The organism is Streptomyces sp. NBC_01260, assembly GCF_036226405.1.
GTDB lineage: Bacteria > Actinomycetota > Actinomycetes > Streptomycetales > Streptomycetaceae > Streptomyces > Streptomyces laculatispora.
This window is the reverse complement of sequence record NZ_CP108464.1, coordinates 380,602-402,143: the sequence shown is the minus strand read 5'-3', so window position 1 is coordinate 402,143 and position 21,542 is coordinate 380,602. Positions and strand designations below refer to the sequence as shown.

20 protein-coding genes and 1 pseudogene are annotated in these 21,542 nt (G+C 69.7%); 15 read left to right on the top strand and 6 right to left on the bottom strand.

Going from position 1 to position 21,542, the window contains the following annotated elements; all coding sequences use genetic code 11:
• The first annotated feature begins 15 nt into the window (after positions 1-15).
• The 9 genes from OG322_RS01815 to OG322_RS01775 all read left to right on the top strand — a co-directional run bounded on the left by OG322_RS01815 (position 16) and on the right by OG322_RS01775 (position 9,640).
• The gene (locus tag OG322_RS01815; RefSeq protein ID WP_123464856.1) at positions 16-321 is read left to right on the top strand and encodes an urease subunit gamma; all 306 of its coding nucleotides are present in this window, start codon (positions 16-18) and stop codon (positions 319-321) included.
• A gap of 5 nt (positions 322-326) precedes the next feature.
• On the top strand, positions 327-1,187 hold the full coding sequence (locus OG322_RS01810) for a sirohydrochlorin chelatase (RefSeq protein ID WP_329305939.1): 861 nt from the start codon (positions 327-329) through the stop codon (positions 1,185-1,187).
• Complete coding sequence (locus tag OG322_RS01805; protein ID WP_123464860.1) at positions 1,184-1,669, top strand: urease subunit beta; 486 nt, start codon at positions 1,184-1,186, stop codon at positions 1,667-1,669. The genes OG322_RS01810 and OG322_RS01805 overlap by 4 nt, the downstream gene beginning before the upstream one ends.
• Positions 1,669-3,393: an urease subunit alpha gene (ureC, locus tag OG322_RS01800; protein WP_123464862.1), complete on the top strand. Its 1,725-nt coding sequence runs from the start codon at positions 1,669-1,671 to the stop codon at positions 3,391-3,393. The genes OG322_RS01805 and ureC overlap by 1 nt, the downstream gene beginning before the upstream one ends.
• A 4-nt stretch (positions 3,394-3,397) precedes the next feature.
• Positions 3,398-4,144 (top strand): urease accessory protein UreF, encoded by a 747-nt coding sequence (locus OG322_RS01795; protein WP_123464864.1) that lies wholly within the window; start codon positions 3,398-3,400, stop codon positions 4,142-4,144.
• Between the two features lie 30 nt (positions 4,145-4,174).
• Positions 4,175-4,795 carry an urease accessory protein UreG gene (gene ureG, locus OG322_RS01790; RefSeq protein WP_124285788.1) on the top strand — a complete coding sequence of 207 codons (621 nt, stop codon included), beginning with the start codon at positions 4,175-4,177 and terminating at the stop codon, positions 4,793-4,795.
• Position 4,796: 1 nt separating this feature from the next.
• Positions 4,797-5,756: an urease accessory protein UreD gene (locus OG322_RS01785; RefSeq protein ID WP_124285789.1), complete on the top strand. Its 960-nt coding sequence runs from the start codon at positions 4,797-4,799 to the stop codon at positions 5,754-5,756.
• Between the two features lie 36 nt (positions 5,757-5,792).
• Positions 5,793-7,142: an ammonium transporter gene (locus OG322_RS01780; protein WP_123464870.1), complete on the top strand. Its 1,350-nt coding sequence runs from the start codon at positions 5,793-5,795 to the stop codon at positions 7,140-7,142.
• A 143-nt stretch (positions 7,143-7,285) separates the two neighbouring features.
• Entirely contained in the window at positions 7,286-9,640 is a 2,355-nt protein-coding gene (locus tag OG322_RS01775) for an alpha-L-fucosidase (protein WP_124285790.1), read from the top strand.
• On the opposite strand, the gene OG322_RS01770 is transcribed toward OG322_RS01775, so the two are convergent.
• The 3 genes from OG322_RS01770 to OG322_RS01760 are packed head-to-tail and all read right to left on the bottom strand — an operon-like array spanning position 9,618 to position 12,467.
• On the bottom strand, positions 9,618-11,054 hold the full coding sequence (locus OG322_RS01770; protein WP_123464874.1) for a lipase maturation factor family protein: 1,437 nt from the start codon (positions 11,052-11,054) through the stop codon (positions 9,618-9,620). The genes OG322_RS01775 and OG322_RS01770 overlap by 23 nt on opposite strands.
• Positions 11,055-11,091: 37 nt before the next feature.
• Positions 11,092-11,616: a DUF1990 family protein gene (locus OG322_RS01765; protein ID WP_123464876.1), complete on the bottom strand. Its 525-nt coding sequence runs from the start codon at positions 11,614-11,616 to the stop codon at positions 11,092-11,094.
• Positions 11,613-12,467, bottom strand: a complete 855-nt coding sequence (locus OG322_RS01760; protein ID WP_124285791.1) for a YndJ family protein — start codon at positions 12,465-12,467, stop codon at positions 11,613-11,615. The genes OG322_RS01765 and OG322_RS01760 overlap by 4 nt, the downstream gene beginning before the upstream one ends.
• A 196-nt stretch (positions 12,468-12,663) precedes the next feature.
• Between OG322_RS01760 and OG322_RS01755 the strand changes: the two genes are divergently transcribed.
• The 3 genes and pseudogenes from OG322_RS01755 to OG322_RS01745 all read left to right on the top strand — a co-directional run.
• Positions 12,664-13,845, top strand: a complete 1,182-nt coding sequence (locus OG322_RS01755) for a DUF6777 domain-containing protein (protein WP_124285792.1) — start codon at positions 12,664-12,666, stop codon at positions 13,843-13,845.
• A gap of 235 nt (positions 13,846-14,080) precedes the next feature.
• Complete coding sequence (locus OG322_RS01750) at positions 14,081-15,136, top strand: chitinase (RefSeq protein ID WP_329305938.1); 1,056 nt, start codon at positions 14,081-14,083, stop codon at positions 15,134-15,136.
• Between the two features lie 83 nt (positions 15,137-15,219).
• Positions 15,220-15,480 (top strand): annotated as a pseudogene (locus OG322_RS01745) (transposase); the annotation flags it as partial.
• A gap of 70 nt (positions 15,481-15,550) precedes the next feature.
• Here the strand turns inward: OG322_RS01745 and OG322_RS01740 are convergent.
• From OG322_RS01740 to OG322_RS01730, 3 genes are all read right to left on the bottom strand, one after another.
• The gene (locus OG322_RS01740; RefSeq protein ID WP_123464886.1) at positions 15,551-17,164 is read right to left on the bottom strand and encodes a serine/threonine-protein kinase; all 1,614 of its coding nucleotides are present in this window, start codon (positions 17,162-17,164) and stop codon (positions 15,551-15,553) included.
• A gap of 887 nt (positions 17,165-18,051) precedes the next feature.
• Positions 18,052-18,975, bottom strand: coding sequence for an alpha/beta fold hydrolase (locus tag OG322_RS01735; RefSeq protein WP_241200322.1), 924 nt, complete (start codon positions 18,973-18,975; stop codon positions 18,052-18,054).
• A gap of 94 nt (positions 18,976-19,069) precedes the next feature.
• Positions 19,070-19,291 carry a hypothetical protein gene (locus tag OG322_RS01730; protein ID WP_124285793.1) on the bottom strand — a complete coding sequence of 74 codons (222 nt, stop codon included), beginning with the start codon at positions 19,289-19,291 and terminating at the stop codon, positions 19,070-19,072.
• 269 nt (positions 19,292-19,560) lie between these two features.
• Here OG322_RS01730 and OG322_RS01725 point away from each other — a divergent pair, with 269 nt between their 5' ends.
• The 3 genes from OG322_RS01725 (at position 19,561) to OG322_RS01715 (ending at position 21,304) form a co-directional block, all read left to right on the top strand.
• Positions 19,561-19,761 carry an SDR family NAD(P)-dependent oxidoreductase gene (locus OG322_RS01725; RefSeq protein ID WP_443066518.1) on the top strand — a complete coding sequence of 67 codons (201 nt, stop codon included), beginning with the start codon at positions 19,561-19,563 and terminating at the stop codon, positions 19,759-19,761.
• 32 nt (positions 19,762-19,793) lie between these two features.
• Positions 19,794-20,671, top strand: a protein-coding gene (locus OG322_RS01720; protein ID WP_370375188.1) for an IS5 family transposase whose coding sequence is annotated in 2 segments (ribosomal slippage) — positions 19,794-20,139 and positions 20,139-20,671 — 879 coding nt in all. Because the reading frame shifts where the segments join, the coding sequence is not laid out codon by codon here.
• A 42-nt stretch (positions 20,672-20,713) separates the two neighbouring features.
• Positions 20,714-21,304, top strand: a complete 591-nt coding sequence (locus OG322_RS01715; RefSeq protein ID WP_329307693.1) for an SDR family NAD(P)-dependent oxidoreductase — start codon at positions 20,714-20,716, stop codon at positions 21,302-21,304.
• Positions 21,305-21,542: the final 238 nt, after the last annotated feature.

Sequence of the window (21,542 nt, the reverse complement as noted above, 5' to 3'; positions counted from 1 at the left end):
AGGAAGGTACAGACGATGAACCTCGCCCCCCGCGAGATCGACAAGCTGCTGGTGTACGTGGTGGCCGACCTGGCCCGCAAACGCCAGGGACGCGGCCTCAAGCTCAACTACAGCGAGTCGGTCGCGCTGATCACCGAGGCGATCCTCGAAGCCGCGCGCGACGGCAAGAGCGTCGCGGACTGCATGGAACTGGGCCGCCAAGTCGTGGGCGAGCCGGACACCATGCCCGGCGTACGGGAGATGCTCGGCCTGCTCCAGGTCGAGGCGTCCTTCGTGGACGGTACGAAGCTGGTGTCCTGCCACGACCCGATCGGGGGCTGACCCCGGTGGCCGAGCGCTGCGCGGTCATCGCCGTGTGCGGCCACGAAGCGGCGTACGGGCGTGCGCTGGAGGGACTCGTGGACCCCGGGGTGAGCGTCGTGCCGAGCGGGCGCGAGCTGTTCCGGAGCGTCTGCGCGAACCTGCGCCGGGGCGAGGAGACCGTGGTCGTCCCGATGACGCTCGGCCGGGACCCCGGACTCGTCGCGGACACCGCCCGGACCCTGCGTGCCGTTCCCGGCGGCGAACGGGCGGCGACCGTGCTCGCCGAGCCGTTCGGCACCGCCCAGCACCTCGTCGGCTGGCTGCGCGCGGCGGCGGGACGCGTGCCGGAGGCGTCCGCCCTGCTGGTCACGGCCCCGTCCGGCGACCCGTTCGAGGACGCGGAGCTGTACCGGATCGCCGCACTCGTGCGCCGCTACGGGCGGCACGCCCTGGTCGAGGTCGCGTTCACCGGCGGGGACCCGGACCCGGCCGAGGGCGTCCGGCGCTGCCGGCTGCTCGGCGCGGAGCGCGTGACGCTGCTGTCGGCCGGGTTCGCGCCGCCGGAGGCGCCCGAGGTGGGCGGTGCGGCCGGGCTTCCGGTGGACCGCGCGGGTCCGCTCGTGTCCGCGTCCGCGCTGCGACGGGTGCTGGCCGAGAGGGTGGCCGACGCCCGGCGGCGCCGCCGCGAGCACGGCGACGACGGCATCGCGCCCGGGCTGACCGCGGCCGAGAACCACGGCTACTCCCACGCCCACCCACCGGGCGAGGGCCACGACCACGGCCACGGTCCTGGCCACCAGCACGAGCACGGCCCAGGCCATACGCACCCGCATCAGCACCCGTCCGCCGATGGAGCGGGCCAAGTCATCAGGAGCATCGCATGACGTTCCGTCAGAAGTACATTTACGGCAAGGACCCCATCGAGATCAACGCGGGCCGCCGCACGCTGAAGGTCACCGTGAGCAACACCGGCGACCGTGCGGTACAGATCGGCTCCCACTACCACTTCTTCGAGGTCAACTCGGCGCTGCTGTTCGACCGCCAGGAGACGCTCGGCATGCACCTCAACATCGCCGCTGGCACCTCCGTGCGCTTCGAGCCCGGCGGCTCGCGCGAGGTCGAACTGTGCGCGTACGGCGGAACCGGTCGGCTGGTCGGCTTCAGCGGGCTGCTCAACGGCAGCCTCGCCTCCCACCCCGCACGCGTCGAAGCCGTCCGCAAGGCCATTGAGCAGGGCTTCCAGGGCGCGCAGAACACCCCCGCCGCCAAGAGTGCCAAGGCCACCAAGCCTGCCGCCAAGGCAGCCAAGCCCGCCGCCAAGCCCACCAAGCCCGCCACCAAGGAAAAGAAGAAGGGTTCGCGCTGATGCCCATCCTGCCCCGCAAGCAGTACACCGACATGTTCGGCCCGACGGTCGGCGACCGCTTCCACCTCGCCGACACCAACCTCGTCGTCGAGGTCGAGAAGGACTTCAGCGAGGGCCAGTACGGGGACGAGATCCTCTACGGCGGCGGCAAGACCATGCGTGACGGCATGGGCTCCGATCCGCAGGTCACCGCCGCCCAGGGCGCTCTCGACACCGTCATCACCAACGTCGTGCTCATCGACCCCATCGTCGGTGTCGTCAAGTGCGACATCGGCATCAAGGACGGCTTCATCGCCGGCATCGGCAAGTCGGGCAATCCACAGACCCAGAACAACGTGCACCCGAACCTGGTCATCGGGGCGGGCACCGAGGCCATCGCCGGTGAACACCTCATCGCCACCGCGGGAGCGATCGACAGCCACGTCCACCTGATCGCACCGCAACAGGCCGAGCAGGCACTCACCAACGGCATCACCACGCTCATCGGCGGTGGTACCGGGCCGAGCGACGGCACGAACGGCACCACCTGCACGCCGGGACCGTACAACATCGCCCGGTTCCTGCAGGCGGCCGAGGCCTTCCCGGTCAACCTCGGCATCATGGGCAAGGGCAACGGCAGCCTGCCCGAGGCGCTCAACGAGCAGATCGTCGCCGGTGCCTGCGCCCTGAAGGTCCACGAGGACTGGGGCGCCACCCCCGCCGTGATCGACAACGCGTTGAACGTAGCCGACCAGTACGACGTCCAGGTGGCCATCCACACCGACAGCCTCAACGAGAGCGGCTACTTCGAAGACACCCGCTCCGCGTTCGACGGCCGCACCATCCACACCTTCCACAGCGAGGGCGCGGGCGGCGGGCACGCCCCTGACATCATGCGGGTGGCCGGCGAGCCGAACGTGCTGCCGTCCTCCACCAACCCGACGCTGCCTTACACCAAGAACTCGGTGGACGAGCTGCTCGACATGGTCATGGTCTGTCACCACCTCAGCCACGACATCCCCGAGGACGTCTCCTTCGCCGACAGCCGGGTCCGGGCCGAGACGATCGCCGCCGAGTCGGTCCTGCACGACCTCGGTGTGATCAGCATGATCTCCTCCGACTCCCAGGCGATGGGCCGGGTCGGGGAGTCCGTCACCCGGACCTTCCAGATCGCCCACCACTGCAAGGACAAGCTCGGCACGATGGAGGGCGACTCCGCTCGCAACGACAACCAGCGGGTGCTGCGCTACCTGGCGAAGGTCACCATCAACCCCGCCATCGCCACCGGTATCTCGGATCACGTGGGTTCGATCGAGAAGGGGAAGCTCGCCGACATCGTGCTCTGGCCGATCCACTCCTTCGGTGCCAAGCCGAAGATGGTGATCAAGGGCGGCATCATCTCGTGGGCGCAGATGGGCGACCCCAACGCCTCACTGCCGACCCCGCAGCCCGTCACCTACCGCCCGATGTTCGGGCAGTACGGCAAGGCCCTGCCGACGACGCATGCCACCTTCATGTCCCAGGCCGGCATCGCTGCCGGGGTCCCGGCCGAGCTGGGCCTGGACCGCATGATCCTGCCGGTGAGCCGCACCCGCACCATCGGCAAGCACAACATGGTCCGCAACGACGCCCTGCCGGACATCCAGGTCGACCCGGAGACGTTCAAGGTCACGCTCAACGGCAAGGTCGCCACCATCGACCCGGCCGAGAAGCTGCCCCTCAATCACCTGTACTTCCTGGTCTAGGCCGGTGTACCGCAACGAGGGCGACACCGCGGGCGAGTCCGTGCCGGCCATGACCGCGGCCGGCACGGATCTGGGACCGCTGCTGGTCAGCCTCCAGCTGACCGACTCCGCGTTCCCGAGCGGCTTCTACACGCTGTCGCACAGCCTGGAGGGCTTCGCCCAGGCCGGGGCCGTCGGCCCCGCCGCCGTGCCGCTGCTGCTCCGGGACCTGCTGCTGCACGGCGTCGGTCCCGCCGATGCCACGGCGCTCGCCCTCGCCCACCGCGCGACCGCGGCGGGCGACCCGGCGGCCGTCGTCCGGATCGACGAGCACCTCTTCGCGACCAAGCTGGGCCGCGAGATGCGCCAGGCCGCCACCCGGACCGGCCGGCAGCTGCTCGACCTGGGCCACGAGGTCTTCGACCGCCCGGAGATCGGCGACTACTTCGACCGCGTGGTACGCCGGGAGGCCCCCGGTACCCAGGCGGTGGCCGCAGGTGTCATCTACGCCGCGACCGGGGTCCCGCTCCGGCAGGCCGTCGCCTCGGACCTGTTCGCCTTCTGCGTCAGCTTCGCGGGTGCGGCCCTGCGGCTCCGGCTGACCGACCACCGCTCGGCGCAGACTCTCCTGCGGGGTGCCGCACCCGTCATCGAAGAGGCCGTCGAGGCGGCGCTGCGGCGCGAACTCGATGACGTCGGCGCCACCGTCTTCGCCTCGGACATCATGTCGGGCCGTCATGAACGCGCCGAGGCCCGGCTCTTCGCCAGCTGAAATCCACCCCGTCACACTTCAGGGAGCACCATGGACGACAACGTACTGCGGGTCGGCGTCGGCGGACCGGTCGGATCCGGCAAGACCGCGCTCATCGAGGCGCTGGTGCCGATTCTGATCGAGCGCGGACACCGCCCCTCCGTCATCACCAACGACATCTACACCCAGGAGGACGCCCAGCACATCCGCCGCACCCTGGCCGGAGTCCTCGAACCGGAGCGCGTAGTCGGGGTCGAGACAGGCGCCTGCCCGCACACCGCCGTACGCGACGACCCCACGATGAACCTGGCGGCCGGCGCCGAGATGCTGGAGCGCTTCCCGGACACGGACACACTGCTCTACGAGTCCGGTGGCGACAACCTCACCCTGACCTTCAGCCCGGCCCTCGTGGACCTCTTCCTCTTCGTGCTGGACACCGCGGAGGGCGAGAAGATGCCCCGCAAGCGCGGCCCCGGCATCACCGAGTCCGATCTCCTCGTCATCAACAAGATCGATATCGCGCAGTACGTCCGCACGGACATCAACGTCATGGAGTCCGACGCCCACCGGGTCCGGGACAACCGCCCCGTCGTCCTCACCGACTGCCTGACCGGCGTCGGCATCGACGAGATCGCGGTCTACCTCGAATCGCGCCGCAAGGTGCTGATCTGAGATGACGCTCGCCCCGCACCGGCCCCCGGCCGACCGGCTCGCCGAGGAGTACTACACGGCGGTCCGGGTCCCCCCGGACGTGGCGGCCCTGGCCTCCGTGCCCGACACGCTCGCGCCCGGGTCCCCGGCCAAGGTCGGCATCCTCGACCTGGCCTTCGCCGTGCGGGGCGGGCGTACCGAACTCGTCGAGCGCTACCAGAAGACACCGCTGCAGATCATGCGGCCGCTGTGGATCGACCCCGCGCTGCCCGGCATGAGCTACGTCTACCTGATGGCGACCGGCGGCGGCGTCGCCCAGGCCGACCGCTACCGGATGGACTTCCGCTGCGGACCGGACACCCAGGTCCATCTGACCACCCAGGCCGCCACCAAGATCTTCCGCATGGAGCACGACTACGCGAGCCAGCGGGTGCACCTGACGGCGGAGGCCGGGAGCTACGTCGAGTACCTGCCGGACCCGCTGATCCCGTTCAAGGACGCGCGTTTCTACCAGCGCACCGAGGTCACGGTCGCAAGCGGCGCCACCGTCGTCGTCGGCGACACCCTCACGGCCGGACGGCTCGCCCGCGGTGAACGCCACGCCTACCGGGTGCTCGCCACCGACCTGTGTATCCGCAGGCCCGACGGCACCCTGCTTGCCGTCGACACCCTGCGCCTCGCCCCGGGGCCGGACGGCGGGGGAGACCTGGGACCCGGTGTGTTCGCCGGGCACGACCATGTCGCCTCGCTCTTCGTCGTGACCGACCGCACCCCGGCCGCCGAACTCGCCGACACCCTGCACGAGGCGCTGGCCCCACTCGGCGTCCTGTACGGCGTGAGCGTCCTGCCCCGGGACTGCGGCGCCTGGATGCGGCTGCTGGACGACAGCCCGATCCGGGTCGCCGCGGCCCATCAGGCGGCCTGGCAGTCCGTGCGCCGGCTGCTCACCGGCCATCCCGCCCCCGATCTGCGCAAGCCGTAGCCCCTCCGCCCCCACGAACCAACGAGGTGCCCGCCGATGAACACCGCTCCCGCGCCGATGCCGCCCGCGTACGACTCCGGTGACACCGCCTGGCTGCTCGCCTCCACCGCCATGGTGCTGCTGATGACGCCCGGTCTCGCGTTCTTCTACGGCGGCATGGTGCGCACCAAACACGTGTTGATGATGATCAAGATGAGCTTCGCCGCGCTCGCGTTCGGCACCCTCGTCTGGTGGGTCATCGGATACACGCTCGCGTTCGGACCGGATGTCGGAGGAGCCGGAGTCATCGGCAATCTCAACCATGTGTTCATGCGCGGCATCGACCTGACCACGCTGACCGGATCGATCCCCACCTACGTCTACAGCACCTTCCAGATGGGCTTCGCCATTATCACGGTGGCGCTGATCAGCGGTTCGATCGCCGACCGCGCCACGATGAAGGGCTGGCTCGTCTTCGTCGTGCTGTGGCTGCTCATCGTCTACATCCCCCTCGCGCACTGGGTGTTCGACTCGGACGGCTGGATCGTCAGGCACCTCGGCGCCCTCGACTTCGCCGGCGGTCTCCCGGTGGAGCTCAACTCCGGTGTCGCGGGCCTCGCCGTCGCGCTCGTCCTGCGGGCACCGCGCGACTTCGCCCGCCGTGAGGAGCGCCCCAACAACATTCCCCTTGTGGTCATCGGGGTCGGGCTGCTCTGGTTCGGCTGGTTCGGCTTCAACTCCGGTTCGGCACTGAGCGACCAGGGCACCGCAGCCGCGGCCTTCATCAACACTCAGCTCGGGGCCGCGGGCGCGATGGTCACCTGGCCGCTGGTGGAGAAGTGGCGCACCGGCAGAGTCACCACGATGGGGGTCGTCTCGTCCGCCGTCGCGGGCATGGTCGCCATCACCCCGGCCTGCGGCGAGATCAACACGCTCGGCGCGGTCATCACCGGCCTCGTCGTCGGCGCGGTCTGCGCCTTCGCGATCACGCTGAAGTTCCGTTTCAACGTGGACGACACCCTCGACGTGGTGGGCGTGCACGGTGTCGGCGGGCTGATCGGCCTGATCATGGTCGGCCTGTTCGCCACCGCACGCATCAGCGGCAAGAAGGGACTGTTCTACGGAGGCGGCTGGGGGCTGCTGGGCAAGCAGCTTGTCGCCATCGTCGCCGTGATCGCCTTCTCGTTCATCCTGACCTGGCTCATCGCCAAGGCCGTGGAGCTGACCGTCGGGTTCCGTGCCAAGGAGGAGTACGACAGCGTTCCCGGCGCGGAGGCAGAGCGGGCGTACGACTTCCAGACCGCCGAGCGCCTCGGTGCGCTGGTCTCCGGCAAGCCCGTGACCAGCGACGACGAACTCGTCAAGCAGATCAGCACCCTGCTGCGGGCCCGCGAGCACGAGAAGTAGCCGACGGGGGGTGGGCCGGTCGTCACATGCCCGGCCCACCCCGCTTTCTCCCCCGAGTCATCCGATGGATGTGGGGGAGAAGTTTCGTTCTGTCTGGAAGATTGCATTGACAGGTTCACGTCGTGCTCCAATCATCGGACGTCATGACCGAACTTCCCAGGCGCCATGTACTCGGAATGACGGCAGGGGCGGCAGTCGGCGCCGCCCTGCTCACCCCCGCCACCGCCGAAGCGGCCCCGCGAACCGGGACCGCGCCCGAGACCGTTCACGGCGGTGACTGGGGGACCGTGCCCCCGGCCGTCCCCGTCCCCCTCGACGACTGGTTCGACAACGACGGCATCGACACCGCCGAGGCCCGCGGCGGCAGTTTCGACGGCTCCGGCTACACCTTCCCCGGCGAGGAACTCCCCGCAGGGGAGCGGGAGATAGCCGGTACCACCTTCCGCTTCCCGGCCGCCGGGGCGGGGGCGAAGAACAACATCGTCGCCCTCGGCCAGCGCATCGACCTCCCGCCGGGCCGCTACCTGTCCGGCCTCCTCCTCACCGCGTGCAGCTACGGAGCCGCGTCGGGCAAGGCCACGGTGCACTACGCCGACGGCACCACATCGGCCCCGGCCCTCGCCGGACCCGACTGGTACTCCGGCAGCGGCGACCTGACCTCCGCCTACCGCTACGCCCCCGACGGGACGAAGGACCCGCACCCGGTCTCCATCGCCGTGTCCGAGATCCCGCTCGACCCGACAAGGCAGGCCGTCGCGCTGACCCTTCCCACCACCCAGCCCGCCGAGGCCGACAAGTCCGCCCTGCACATCTTCGCGCTCTCCCTGCAACCGGCGGCCGAGGGACGGGCCCTGGCCGTACGCGACGCCCGCTCCACCACCTCGCTGCTGGAACACGGAGCACAGAGCGTCGAGGCCACGGTCGTCAACGCGGGCACGGTCGGCATCCTCGCCGCCGACGGCCTCACCCTCTCGGTGGACGTACCCGGGGCGCGTACCGTCGCACCCGCCCGCGTCACCCGGCTCGCCCCCGGCGACCAGGCCCGCGTGCGCATCGGCATCCGCAACAGACCGGGTACCGCGCCCGGCACCGCCCGGGACGGCGGCGTGGTGGCTCGCGGCCGGGGACAGCAGGCGGCAACGGTCCGGCGCTCGCTCACCCTCGGGGTCCCCGACTACACCCCCACGGACGCGTCCCTCTCCACCCACCAGGCGCCGTACTGGTTCCAGGACGCGAAGTTCGGGATCTTCATCCACTGGGGCGTCTACTCGGTCCCGGCCTGGGCGCCGGTCGGCACGCAGTACGCCGAGTGGTACTGGAACCAGATGCAGGACCCGAACAACCCCACCTACGCCCATCACCGCGACACCTACGGCGAGTCGTTCGCCTACGACGACTTCATCCCGCGGTTCCGCGCCGAACACTTCGACCCCCGCTCCTGGGTCGAGCTGTTCCGGGACGCCGGCGCGCAGTACCACGTGCTCACCTCGAAGCACCACGAGGGCTTCGCACTCTGGGACACCAAACTCTCCGACCGCAACTCCGTGAAGATGGGCCCCAAGCGCGATGTGATCAGGGAACTCTTCGACGCCTCACGGCGCTACGCCCCCGAACTCCACCGCGGCTTGTACTTCTCGATGCCCGAGTGGTTCAACCCGGACCACCCGTGGATGGGCCACGCCCCGCGCAATCCGTACACCCTGGAGCCCGTCCCGTACACCGGCCACTCGGCGGGCAAGGACTACGTCACCGAGTTCCAGGGCCCGCAGATGCTGGAGCTGATCGAGGGGTACGACCCCGAGATCATCTGGTGTGACATCGGTGGCGACAACGACAGCCACCGGGTGCTCGCCGAGTACTTCAACCAGGCCAAGAACCGGGCCCGTCCGGTGGACGTCACGGTCAACGACCGCTCGGGAATCGGGTCGCACGACTTCACGACGCCCGAGTACACGACGTACGACCAGATCGTCACCGCCAAATGGGAGTCCAGCCGGGGCCTCGACCCCTACAGCTACGGCTACAACGCGCAGACCCCGGACGAGAAGTACATGACGGCCGAGGAGATCGTGCACTCGCTCGTCGACATCGTCTCCAAGAACGGGAACTTCCTGCTCGACATCGGACCGAAGGCCGACGGCACGATCCCCGACATCATGCAGCGCAGGCTGCGCGAGACGGGGCAGTGGCTGAAGACCAACGGAGAGGCGATCTACGACACCACGTACTGGTCGCGGATGCCGCAGCTGGGCGAGGATCTGCGGTTCACCGTCCGGCCGGACAAGGCGTTCTACATCCACTCGCTGGCCCGGCCCGGCGCGACCCTGACGGTCGGGGCCCCGGTGCCGGTCCGCGGCGGCGACCGGATCACGCTGCTCGGGTACGACCGGCCGCTGAGCTGGCGCACCACCGGCGACTCGCTGGTGGTCGACGTACCGGCGGCGGCCCGCAGGACCGGCGAGCACGCCTGGGTGTTCAAGATCGCCTGGTCGGGCTGACCGGTGCGGGACCCGGCGGCACCGGCCGCATGAAGTCCCGCACGTAGGTGCGGTGCCACCAGCGCCCGGTGGCCCGCAGTTCGCGCCAGGTCGTGTACCGGTAGCGGTACACCCTGGCGCGGACGTGCGCGGGCGGGGCGCCGGGGAACGGGTTGTGCCGCAGCAGCCGCAGCGTGTCCCGGTCGTTCTCCAGCAGCCGCTGCACGAACGGGCCGAACCAGGGGCGGGCATAGGCGGGTGAGAGAGCGGCGAACCACATCATCCAGTCGAGCCGCAGGTGGTACGGGGCGAACTGGCGCGGCAGCCGCCGCGGATCTCCCGGCTTCCCGCGGAACCCGTACTCCCGCCAGACCGTGCCCGGATGCACGACCCGCTCATCCGTGCCCTCGACCACCACCTCCAGCCGGACCCGGCTGATGCTGCCGAACGCGCCGTACGTATTGACCAGGTGCAGAGGGTCGAACGAGCGGTTCATCACCTGGCGGCGCGAGACCAGATTGCGGGCCGGGCGGTAGCTCAGAGCCAGCACCAGGGCGGTGACGGCGATGACCACCACCTCGTACCAGAGGGGCGCGGCGGACTGCGCGGGCGGCTCGGCGACCGGGGACCAGTCGACGGCCGACAGGGCGAGCGCGATCGTCAGCCAGTTGAGCCACGCGAAGTTCCCCGACAGCACCAGCCACAGCTGGGTCAGGACCATCAGGGCCGCCGCCGCGCCCGCCACCGGCTGCGGGGTGAAGAGCAGCACCGGGACCAGGAGCTGGGTCACATGGTTGGCCGCCACCTCGGCCCGGTGCAGGGGCCGGGGCAGCCGGTGGAAGAACCAGCTCAGCGGGCCGGGCATCGGCTGGGTCTCGTGGTGGAAGTACAAACACGTCAGCCTGCGCCAGCACGCGTCGCCGCGGATCTTGATCAGCCCGGCGCCGAACTCCACCCGGAACAGCACCCAGCGCAGCAGCCACAGCACCAGCACCGGCGGGGCGGTGCCCGCGTTGCCGAGGAAGACGGCGAGGAATCCGGTCTCCAGCAGCAGCGACTCCCAGCCGAAGCCGTACCAGGTGTCGCCGACCTGGACGATCGACAGGTACAGCGCCCAGGGCAGGGCCCACAGCAGCATCGCCGCCCACAGGGGCAGATGACTGTCCAGGCCGGCGATCAGCGCGACGGAGAGCGCACAGCCGGTCCACGCGACCAGGGCGAAGAAGCGGTCGGAGTAGTGGAGGCGGAAGAGCCCGGGAGCGGTGCGCCAGTCCGTGCGCCGCAGGAGTCCGGGAGCGGGCAGCATGCCGCGTTCACCGATCAGCGCCCGGAACTGGAGCGCGGCGGTGAGGAAGGCGGTCAGATAGATGGCAGCGAGCGCTCGCTGAAAGATCAGCCGGCTGAGCCAGTACCCGTCTGCGGTGAACCATTCCATTGCCTCCATTATCGGCCCCGCGGCGCCTCCCGGCGCCTCAGTTCCGCTTCTGGCGCGCCTCCGTGACGATCCGGCGCAGGGTGCTGCCGAGCCTGCGCGCGTACCAGAGCTGGGCCACCGGTACGAGCGGACCGGCGAGCCGGGCGTACCAGCGGGCGGGCCGGCTGAACGCCATGACGGTGAACGACACCGTCCCGTCGTCGGCCAGGTCGACCACGAAGGACTCCTCGCCGCACTCGGGGTGCCGGGTCAGCGTTCCGTAGCCGAATCCGATGCGCTGCGCGGCGTACTCGGTCCAGATGACCCGGCAGGGCGCGGTGAACCGGAACGGGCCCGCCCCCAGTGCCACCCGAACGGCCGCTCCGGGCTCGGCGCGTCGCGCCGACGCGACGACCCGGGCTCCGGCGACGCGGTGCATACGGAATTCGGTGACCGCGGCGCCGGCGGCCTCGAAGTCCGCGCGGCCGTGGCCGATCCGGTTGCGGTGGTGCAGGTGGTGGTAGCCGTCGGGGAGCGGGCCGAGACGGGTGGCGCCCACTTCCGGGTACGTCAGGGTGCTCATTCGGTGCGTCCTTCGTGGTCGGCGGGTTCGCGGAGCCGCCTCCAGGCGAGCACCGAGCAGAGCGCGAAGCCCAGCGCGTTGCCGACGCCGTGGGTGGCGGCCATCCAGGTCAGGGTGGGATGGGGCAGTCCGGTGGCCTCGCCCAGCGCCCAGCTCAGCGCGAGCACCATGGTCACCGCGAGCGCTGCGGCCGAGGTGGCGAGCAGCAGCCGGGTGGCCCGGTCGCGACCGGCCGGCCGGACCGTCCGCCAGGTCAGCAGGGCGACGGTCCACATCCCCGCCGTCAGTACGACCGCCCCGGCCAACTCGGTCCGGTCGCCGACGAAATAGCCGATCAGGACGAGCAGGGTACCCAGCGGAACGCTCAGCGCCGCGAACCTGCCCGCGGTGCTGTCGACGAGCCGGCAGACCAGTCCGGAGACCAGGGCGGCGGCGAATCCGGCGAAGTGGAAGTGCGGCACGGTCAGCGCCAGGATGCCGAGGCCGAAGCCGAACAGCGAGTGCCCCGAGCGCTCGGCGACCAGTGCGGCCGCGGCGATCGAGGGGGTCACCAGGGCGGTGAGCAGCGCGACCTCGGCGGGCGCGGTCCGCGAGGAGCGCAGTGCCGCGGGGTGGCGGGCGAGCCGGTGCAGGGCGTGCAGTGCGAGGAGAGCGGCCCCGAGGGCGTAGCAGAGGGCGAGGAGGGTGGCGGGCAGGCCGCGCGGCAGCCAGAGGGAGACGGCTCCCGGTACGGCGAAGGCCGGCCACAGCCGCCGTATCCGGCCGAGCTCCGGTACGTCCGTCAGCAGCAGCCCGGCCGGCACGATCACCAGCATGCCGAGCATCACGGTCAGACCGACCAGGACCGACATGGCCCACCCCCGTCTTGAACATGTTCAAGTGATATCGGTGCTGACTCTAGGGCCTTTCTTGAACGTGTTCAAGGTGTTGCTGCCGACCCCGTCCGGCCTCCCGCGCCCGTCGTGTGCCCTCGGCTTGCGGGGAAGGGTCAACTGCGGCAGACATAGGGGGACCACTCGGGACCGGTGAACCGGCAGGAGACCGTTCGTGCGCTCACCCATACGCCTGCGCCGCGCCGCGGGCGCCACGCTGTCCGCCGGGATCCTGCTCGCCGCGGGCTGCGCGCGGGACGCCCCCCTCGGCGGCAACGGCACCAAGGGGACGGCCGACGCCCAGGAGGTCCTCCTGCAGTCTGCCGCGGCGCGGGGGCCCGACCCCTTCACCGGCTCGACGGTGAGGCCGTCCGGTGCGGCGCCGGCCCCGTCGCGCACCGGCCCCCGTGAGACCCCGGCCCCCGGCGGCCGGGCCGTCCACCGGCTCGCCGGCTCCACCCCGGGCCTCTACGGCGGCACCCGCTCCGTGGCCTCCTGCGATGTCGGGAAGCAGATCCGCTTCCTGGCCGCCGACCGTGCCAGGAGGGAGGCCTTCGCGCATGCCGCGGGCATCGCCCCGGCCGGGGCCGCCGGCTTCCTGCGCGGGCTGACCCCGGTCCTGCTGCGCGCCGACACCCGGGTGGCCGGTCACGGCTTCAGCGGGGGATCCGCGACCACGTTCCAGTCCGTGCTCCAGGCCGGCACCGCGGTGATGGTCGACAGCCACGGGATGCCACGAGTGCGCTGTGCCTGCGGAAACCCGCTGACCGCGCCGAACGGCGCGCGCGAGTCGGCCGACCGGGGGGAGAAGTGGAAGGGCTACGACCCGGCGCGCGTCGTCGTCGTCGAGCCCACCGCGCGCGAGCTCACGGACCTGGTGATCGTCGACGTCGTGCACAGCGCCTGGATCGAGCGGACGGCCGGGGACGAGGGCGCCCGGGACCGCGCCCCCGAGGTGCCGCCGCCGTACGGCCCGGGCACCGACATCACCGGACCGCTGCCCGGGGTGCCGCCTGGTGAACCGACCCCTTCGCGGACCACCGCGCCCACCGACTGCCCGACACCGGGCGTCCCGACGCCGCCCGGGGAGGAGGCCGCCGCGACCCCTTCGGGCGATCCGCCGGGCGCCCCCGACGGCGGCCTGGCCGCGCCCCCGGACTGTCCGACGGGCCTGCCCTCGGACGGCGCCACCGACGAGCCGTCGGGGATTCCGCCCGGCGAGCCGACCGGTACCCCGGCGGAGCCGGACGAGCCTCCCGGGGACCTGGTGCCGTCCATGACGCAGGAGCCGCAGACCGCCATCGAGCTGCCGTGGCCGGACGGTACCGGGGGTGCTCCCGAGTCCGTCACCGGGTGAGCCCGGCGAAGGCCGGACGGCGGGGCGGGGGTGTTGCCTTCGTGTTTCGCCCCGTCGCCGCCGCGGGCGGGAGGGGGGCGGCGCCACCGTGCGTATGGTCCAGACCTATTGACGGAAGGTCTGGACCACTTTAGCGTGTGCCGCGTTGTGACGGCCGGGCTGCCGGGACCTCTGACTTGTCAGGATCATGGCATTTTCGGCTTCTCTGGTCTCCACCCCACGAAGGGAACCGGGCATGTTCGGTCGGACATCACGTCTGCTGGGGGCCGGCATCGCGGCGGCATGCGTCGTACAGATGCTGGTCGCGGCGACGCCGAGCTCCGCGCAGGATGACACCTGCGCGGTCAAGTCGAAGCCCGCGGGCAAGGTGCTCCAGGGCTACTGGGAGAACTGGGACGGCGCGTCCAACGGTGTGCACCCGCCGCTGGGCTGGATCCCCATCACCGACAGCCGCATCACACAGCACGGCTACAACGTGATCAACGCGGCCTTCCCGGTGATCCTCTCCGACGGCACCGTCCTGTGGGAGGACGGGATGGACTCGACCGTCAAGGTCCCGACCCCGGCCGAGATGTGCCAGGCGAAGGCGTCCGGGCTCACCACCCTGATGTCGATCGGCGGCGCGGCGGCCGGTATCGACCTCAGCTCCCGCGCGGTGGCCGACCGCTTCGTCGACACGGTGGTGCCGATCCTCAAGAAGTACAACTTCGACGGCATCGACATCGACATCGAGACCGGCCTGAGCGGCAGCGGCAACATCAAACAGTTGTCGGCCTCGCAGGCCAACCTCATCCGCATCATCGACGGGGTGCTCGCCGGGATGCCGTCGAACTTCGGCCTGACGATGGCTCCGGAGACGGCCTATGTCACCGGAGGCAGCATCACCTACGGCTCGATCTGGGGCGCGTACCTGCCCATCGTGAAGAAGTACGCGGACAATGGCCGGCTCTGGTGGCTGAACATGCAGTACTACAACGGCAGCATGTACGGCTGCTCGGGCGACTCGTACTCCGCGGGCACCGTCAAGGGCTTCACCGCGCAGACGGACTGTCTGGCCAAGGGGCTCGTCATCCAGGGCACCACGGTCAAGGTGCCCTACGAAAAGCAGGTCCCGGGGCTGCCCGCCCAGTCGGGCGCGGGTGGCGGCTACATGGCGCCGGGGCTGGTGTCCCAGGCCTGGAACCACTACGGCGGCAGCCTGAAGGGCCTGATGGACTGGTCGCTGAACTGGGACGGGTCCAAGAGCTGGACCTTCGGTGACAACGTCAAACAGCTTCTCCAGAGCCCGTAACACGATCTTGCTGAAACAGCCTGGTTGGCCGTGACCGGTGTGATGATTCGGCCGTTCGTGAGGGTGTGAGCACTCGACCGTGGATCGTGGACGACGACTTGTGGGCACTGATCGAGCCGCTGCCGCCTCCGTGGCCGGAGCGGTCGCCGGGGCCGAGGCCAGTGTCCGACCGGCTCTGTCCTCAGGGGATCCTGTTTGTCCTCTACAACGACATAGCCTGGCAACTCCTGCCGTTGGGGCTGGGGCTGGGGTTCGGTTCGGGGCAGGCCTGTTGGCGTCGTCTGGACCGGTGGCAGAAGGCAGGGGTCTTCGACCGGCTGCATCGGGTTCTTCTTGCGGAGCTGCATGCGTACGAGTTGGTAACCTCCCCCGACGGCCCCGGATAGGCGCCGACACGAAGTCGAGGCCCGCTCTTCAGCCGCCGCCGTCGTCCTGGACGGCCATGACCGTGAGCAGTTGGTCATCGGGGAAGAGGACCTCCTCGCCCGACTCCGTCCAGCCCACGAGCCCGGCCTCGACGAAGCGGCTCGGAAAGATGACGTAGGTCACGCACCCACCCCCCTCGGGCTCGAAGACGACCTCGATCCGGCGGCCCTTTCGCATCGCCCGGTCGACGGCGGCGAACGCTTCAACCCGCTCGTTCGACCACGACCACCTGCCGACCTGCCGCTTGATCCGCCGCGGTCGCCAGACGTCGATGTACACGGCGTGCAGGATACCGAACAGGACGAAGGCGACGAAGCCACCTACGACGATCAGGCCGGAGGTACCCACTGACTGTCCTGCCCCGCGTCCCGACATGATCAGGATGACCGCCACCAACCCGACAAGAAGCACCACGACACCAGCGAAGAAGGCCAGGAGCTGCCCCCAGGTCAGGCTGCGGGAGATCACGTCCCCCGAATTCGAGGAGATCGGCTCCGGGGCGCCGGACCAGACCTCGGTGGGCGGGTGAACCGCGGACACGGACCCCTCGTTGTGCGTCACCGTGTCCGCGGCCCTCACATCGGACGTCTCGGCCGCCGCGCCCGGCGCAGGTCCCTGCGGAGCGGACCCGTCCGGCGTCACCGAAGCGGTCGCCACCCCGTCGGGATCGACAAGGGTCGCACCGGAACCCGGAGCCGTCACGGATGCGGCCTCGGGCGGGACGGAGATGCGCGACAGAACCTCGGCAGGCGCGGCCTGTGGGAAGGGCAGGGCCGCCAGCCGCTCCCGTACCGCCAGCGCAGTCGGCGGCCGGTGCTCCGGCTGCTTGGCGAGGAGCTCCAGCACCAGGGTGTCCCACTCGGGCGGAAGCCCACTGCGGCGCAGGCCAGGGGCGGCGGGGACCTCGTCGAGATGCTGCAGCAGAATGCGCTGCCAGGGCCCTTCGGAGAACGGCGGCCCGCCTACCAGTGTGGCGTACAGGAGGCACCCCAGGGAGTAGAGGTCGCTGGGCGCGCCGACCTCACCCCCGCCCCCCGCCTGTTCCGGAGACATGAAGGCGACGGTGCCGAGGACACTGCCAGTGCGGGTGAGTGTCGTCAGGTCAATGCCGGTGGCGTCGAGCCGCGCGATGCCGAAGTCCAGCACGGTCACATGCCCGTCGGGGCCGATCATCACGTTCGCCGGCTTCAGGTCCCGGTGCACGACTCCCTCGCCGTGCATGGCAGCGAGCGCGTCGCAGATCTCACCACCCCATCGGGCGATCTCGGCCAGCGAGGGTCTTCGCACGTCGAGCACCCGGCTCAGTGGCTCTCCGGGAATCTCCTCCATGACCAGGTACAGCACCGGACGCCCGTCCACGACCGCCTCGCCGGCGTCGTGCATCTCCACGATGTGCGGGTGGTGCAGCCGGGAGGCGACCTGGACCTCGCGGTGGAACCTGCCGGCGGTCTCCGAGGTCATGCCCTCGGCCAGGCCAGTCACCATCTTCACCGCGACACCGCGCTGGCGGTAGGTGTCCGTGGCACGCCACACGGTGCCCATGCCGCCGGAACCGATGGGTTTACCCAGGCGGTAGCGCCCCGCGAGCAATGCACCCCGCATGCCCTCCCCCTCCGTACGGAATGCCGAGAACCGCACCGTCGAGCGAAGAAGTGAGCGACTGACCGCTGACTCCCAAAAGCGCTACACAGCAGCATAGTTGGCGAACCCGAATCCTGATGCTTCACATTCCGCTCGTAGCACGCCTCGTCGAGGAAATGGGCCGAGCGAGCACTGTCAGAGCCTCGGACTCTTGCTCCCCGTGGCACCCGCATGAGCGTTGCGGGACAAGCCTTAGCTTGATCTTTAACCTGTGCGGCGTGGACGCGGGGTTGCTGGCTTCTTCGTCCGTCGAGCTGCGGGGCCCGGTTTGCCGACTGTGTGCACGTCGTAGCGTGGTGTGGGCCAGGTGTTCTTGCGACCGGATGGCCGTCCTGGGCCGGGGCGATTCAGAACTCCTACCTGGGCGTGTGAGGCGGTGATGCCGGCGCCGCGCTCGCGCTGTACTGGTGGAACAGCGATCTCGCCGTAGCGTTCTTCGAGACCACGGAGTGGTACGCCGACACGGCGGTCCCGCTCCGTGGCAAGGCCCGCGATGACGTCGTCCAGGCCTCTGGCCTGACCTGGCAGGCGCCTTTCCGCACGCTCCCCACCGTGCCCTGGCCACGGTGGAAGACCCGGTCAAGCGGCTGCATAAGTTCCGCAACCGCATCGCCCGCCACGAGGGCATCTGCCGCTCGAAGTTCGCCGCGACGACATCCAGACCGTGCTCGCCTTCCCGTACCCGGCGCCCACACCAACTCAGTACGTCACGAGCCTGGTTGGAAAAGCTCACTCGCGGCGTGAACGAGCATTCCCCTGGTCCGTGAGCAACAGGACGAGGTCGAATTGCTGGTGTGCAGGGTGCTGCGCCGGGCGCACAGAAAGGTACGCCGTCCCGGAGCGCGCCGTCAGGGCGCGGGGCGCCTCAGGCGGCGGCCCAGGAGAACGGCTCCCGCGCCTGCGATCACCGAGGCGGCGGCGATGCCGGTGAGTGCGGTCTCGGCCCGGGCGTCGTGGGTGGACCCGGAGGTGGCCAGCGCAGGCCGGGCGGAACCTGCCGCCGTGGCGGCTTGCAGGACGAGGTCGGTGACCGCTTCGGGGTGGGCGATCATGGCCACGTGGGAGGAGTTGATCTCCACCGTGTGTGAACCCGCGCGCTTCGCCTCGAAACGTTCCTGGTCGGGGTTGATGGTCTTGTCCTGCTTCGCGACGAGGAACCACGACGGAATGTGCTTCCAGGCGGCCACCTTGGCCTTCTCGGAGAACGCGGTTGTTGCCGCAGGTCGTTGGGTGACCGCCATGACCCTTGTGGTGCTCTCCGGCAGGTCCGCGGCGAAGACCTGATGAAGCTTGTCGGGCTTGAGGTACAGGTCGGTCCCGCTGATGCCACCGCCGACCCGGTACGGAACGGACTTCGTGGCAGTGTCGAGTTCGCTGGGGAACTTGGCGCCCAGGGACATTCCGCTCTCGCCCACGTCGAGCATCAGTGCCGATATGTACACCAGCGACTTCACCCGGGGGTTGCTCTCGGCAGCCGAGCTGATCAGGGCGCCGCCGTATGAGTGACCCGCGAGCACGATCGGGCCCTTGATGCTGTCCAGCAGGGAGGCGATGTACGTGGAATCGCTGTACAGCCCGCGCAGCGGATTGGCGGGGGCGATGACGGTGTATCCACGACGTTCGAGCCGTTCGACGACCCCGTTCCAGCTGGAAGCGTCCGCGAACGCCCCGTGCACCAGCACGATGGTGGGTTTGGTCGTGGTCGTGCCGTCCGCCGCGGCGGCAGGGGCCGCCAGGGCCGTGCACAGGGCCATGGCGGCCCCTGCCGCCATGATGTGTACGCGACGTATTCGGCGCCGTGAACCGGGGACCGCGAATGCTGCCATGCCGTTCTCGCTTCCGTGAGATCGCTGTTACAGCAAGTGTTCACGCATCCGCACCGGCAGGCGCGGCCACGCACTCCAACCGGGTCACAACGTGGGCCATCGCAATGAACGCCGGAGTCAACGGGCGTGCAGAGCGCCCAGCGGCTACCACGTCATCCGCAGCCGCCCCGTTGCCGGACGCGTCCTGGTCGGAGTGCCGGTCGATGACCTCGGCCACCGCATCGAGATGCTCGGCCTCGGCAAGAAACAAGTCGGCTGCCACCCGTCGTATCTGATCGAAGCACCCCACGCTCACCCTCTCGATGCGATTCCTGCCATGACCGATGGTGGGGCAGGCCCGAGCTCGCCAGAGTCTCGCGCGCCGCGCCCCAGGGCGGAGCGCGAGTTACCGCGGCGGGGCGGGTAGGTGGGGGAATTCTCCGAACCAGGCTCGTGGCTATGGGCCCAGTGGGGGTTTCCGTGCGTGATACTGAAGTCGATCTGAGCACTTCTGGGGGGATTTTTCGGTCTCGACTCGCGTTACGGGAGTGCATGCTGATGAACCTCGGGCTCACCGACAAGGTCGCTGTCGTCACCGGTGCCAGCAAGGGCATCGGCTTGGCCATCGTCGAGACCCTCGGCCGCGAAGGCGCCCGCCTCGTCGCCGGCAGTCGTACCCAAACCCCTGAGCTCGCTGCACTGTGCGACAAGTACGACGTCGCTTTCGTTCCCGTCGATCTAGGACGTGTTTGAGATGTCGATCAAGGTCGTGAAACGATCTTCAGATGTCTCGTGGCGACCTGACGGATGCACAGTGGGAGCGGCTGGAAGCGGTGTTGCCGCTGATACCGAAGATGGGCCGACCTCCGAGGGATCGGCGGCAGGTCTTCGACGGGATCTGGTGGCGGGCCCGGACCGGCTCGCCTTGGCGGGACCTGCCCGAGCGATACGGCCCCTGGGAGACGGCGTATGCGGTGTTCCGGCGATGGCAGATCGACGAAACATGGGCCCGCGTCCTAAAGAAGTTGCAGGTCAAGGCAGACGCAGACGGGATCATCGAGTGGGAAGTCTCGGTCGACTCCACCGTCTGCCGGGCCCACCAGCACGCCGCCGGGGCCCGCAAAAGGGGGCTGACGATCCAGGCCGGACGCGTCCGAATGGCCTCGCGGCCGAGCCGGACGACCACGGCCTGGGACGCTCGCGCGGCGGACTGACTACCAAGATTCACCTCGCCGTCGATGCCTCTTTCCACGTCCTCGCAGCCGTCATCACTGCTGGCCAACGGGGCGACGCGCCCGCCTTCGTGCAGGTGATGGAGCGAATCCGTGTTCCCCGGGTCAGCGGTGGACGCCCCCGCACCCGGCCGGAACATGTGCTTGCCGACCGGGCGTACTCCTCCCGTCAGATTCGCTCCTACCTGCGCAAACGCGGGATCGCGCACACCATCCCGGAGAAGCGGGACCAGGCCGGACACCGGCTCCGCCGCGGTTCTGCCGGCGGCCGTCCTCCCGGCTTCGACCGCGAAATGTACAAACGCAGGCACAAAGTCGAGTGCCGGATCGGCCTTCTGAAGCAGGCGAGAGGCGTCGCGACCAGATACGACAAGCTCGCTGTCCGCTACGAGTCGACCGTTCAGCTCACCCTCATACGGCAGACGCTGTGACCACATCTCAAACACGTCCTAGGTGACGCCGGCGGCCCCGGCCTGCTGATTCATGCCGCTGCCGAGCGCCACGGCCGGATGGACGTGCTGGTCAACAATCTCGGAGTCACCCGTCCCCGCTCCAGCTTCCTGGACGTCGACGACGCCGAGTGGCAGCGCGTTTTCGATCTGACCTTCTTCAGCGCGGTCCGTACCAGCCGTGCCGCGCTGCCCCATCTGCTCGCCGACAACGGCGGAGCAATCGTCAACATCAGCTCCGTCAACGCCCGCCTGCCCTTCCCCATGGTGGTCGACTACTCAGCGGCCAAGGCTGCGCTGAGCAACCTCACCAAAGCCCTGTCGGAGGAGTTCGCCCCACAGGGCGTACGCGTCAATGCCATCGCCCCCGGGCCGGTCCGCACCCCGTTCTGGACTGCCCCCGGCGGCTTCGCCGACGTCGCGGCAGCCGGCACCGGCAAAAGCGCCAAGGAGACCCTCGACGAGGTCGTGCCCCAGCAGATGGGCATCTCCACCGGACGGATCACCGAACCCCAGGAAGTAGCTGAACTCTCCGCCTTCCTTGCCTCTCCGCGCGCCGCCAACATCACCGGCGCAGAGTTCGTCATTGACGGCGGCCAGATCAAGACCACCTGAATCCTCACCCCCAACCGTGCCGAGCCTGAATCCGCGGGTCTGCCCGTTCAACGAGCCCCTGTCAACTCCGCCGGGACGGAACACCCTCACATCACACGGACCAGAGCGACTGAGACGACGAGCGAATCGGACCAGGTCGCGTGAGATCGGGGCCGGACCGCTGGACACGGAACCTTGACACAACATCAAGGGGCTGCAGGGGGCTGACCGCCCGGTCCGGCAACGGCCGGCGGCCCCG

What these genes read in the sequence shown, in the direction of transcription:
- OG322_RS01815 (WP_123464856.1), top strand. Translation starts at nt 16, where the DNA reads ATGAACCTCGCCCCCCGCGAGATCGACAAGCTGCTGGTGTACGTGGTG.
- OG322_RS01805 (WP_123464860.1), top strand. Translation starts at nt 1,184, where the DNA reads ATGACGTTCCGTCAGAAGTACATTTACGGCAAGGACCCCATCGAGATC.
- ureC (WP_123464862.1), top strand. Translation starts at nt 1,669, where the DNA reads ATGCCCATCCTGCCCCGCAAGCAGTACACCGACATGTTCGGCCCGACG.
- ureG (WP_124285788.1), top strand. Translation starts at nt 4,175, where the DNA reads ATGGACGACAACGTACTGCGGGTCGGCGTCGGCGGACCGGTCGGATCC.
- OG322_RS01785 (WP_124285789.1), top strand. Translation starts at nt 4,797, where the DNA reads ATGACGCTCGCCCCGCACCGGCCCCCGGCCGACCGGCTCGCCGAGGAG.
- OG322_RS01780 (WP_123464870.1), top strand. Translation starts at nt 5,793, where the DNA reads ATGAACACCGCTCCCGCGCCGATGCCGCCCGCGTACGACTCCGGTGAC.
- OG322_RS01775 (WP_124285790.1), top strand. Translation starts at nt 7,286, where the DNA reads ATGACCGAACTTCCCAGGCGCCATGTACTCGGAATGACGGCAGGGGCG.
- OG322_RS01770 (WP_123464874.1), bottom strand. Translation starts at nt 11,054, where the DNA reads ATGGAATGGTTCACCGCAGACGGGTACTGGCTCAGCCGGCTGATCTTT.
- OG322_RS01765 (WP_123464876.1), bottom strand. Translation starts at nt 11,616, where the DNA reads ATGAGCACCCTGACGTACCCGGAAGTGGGCGCCACCCGTCTCGGCCCG.
- OG322_RS01760 (WP_124285791.1), bottom strand. Translation starts at nt 12,467, where the DNA reads ATGTCGGTCCTGGTCGGTCTGACCGTGATGCTCGGCATGCTGGTGATC.
- OG322_RS01750 (WP_329305938.1), top strand. Translation starts at nt 14,081, where the DNA reads ATGTTCGGTCGGACATCACGTCTGCTGGGGGCCGGCATCGCGGCGGCA.
- OG322_RS01740 (WP_123464886.1), bottom strand. Translation starts at nt 17,164, where the DNA reads ATGCGGGGTGCATTGCTCGCGGGGCGCTACCGCCTGGGTAAACCCATC.
- OG322_RS01735 (WP_241200322.1), bottom strand. Translation starts at nt 18,975, where the DNA reads ATGGCGGCAGGGGCCGCCATGGCCCTGTGCACGGCCCTGGCGGCCCCT.
- OG322_RS01725 (WP_443066518.1), top strand. Translation starts at nt 19,561, where the DNA reads ATGCTGATGAACCTCGGGCTCACCGACAAGGTCGCTGTCGTCACCGGT.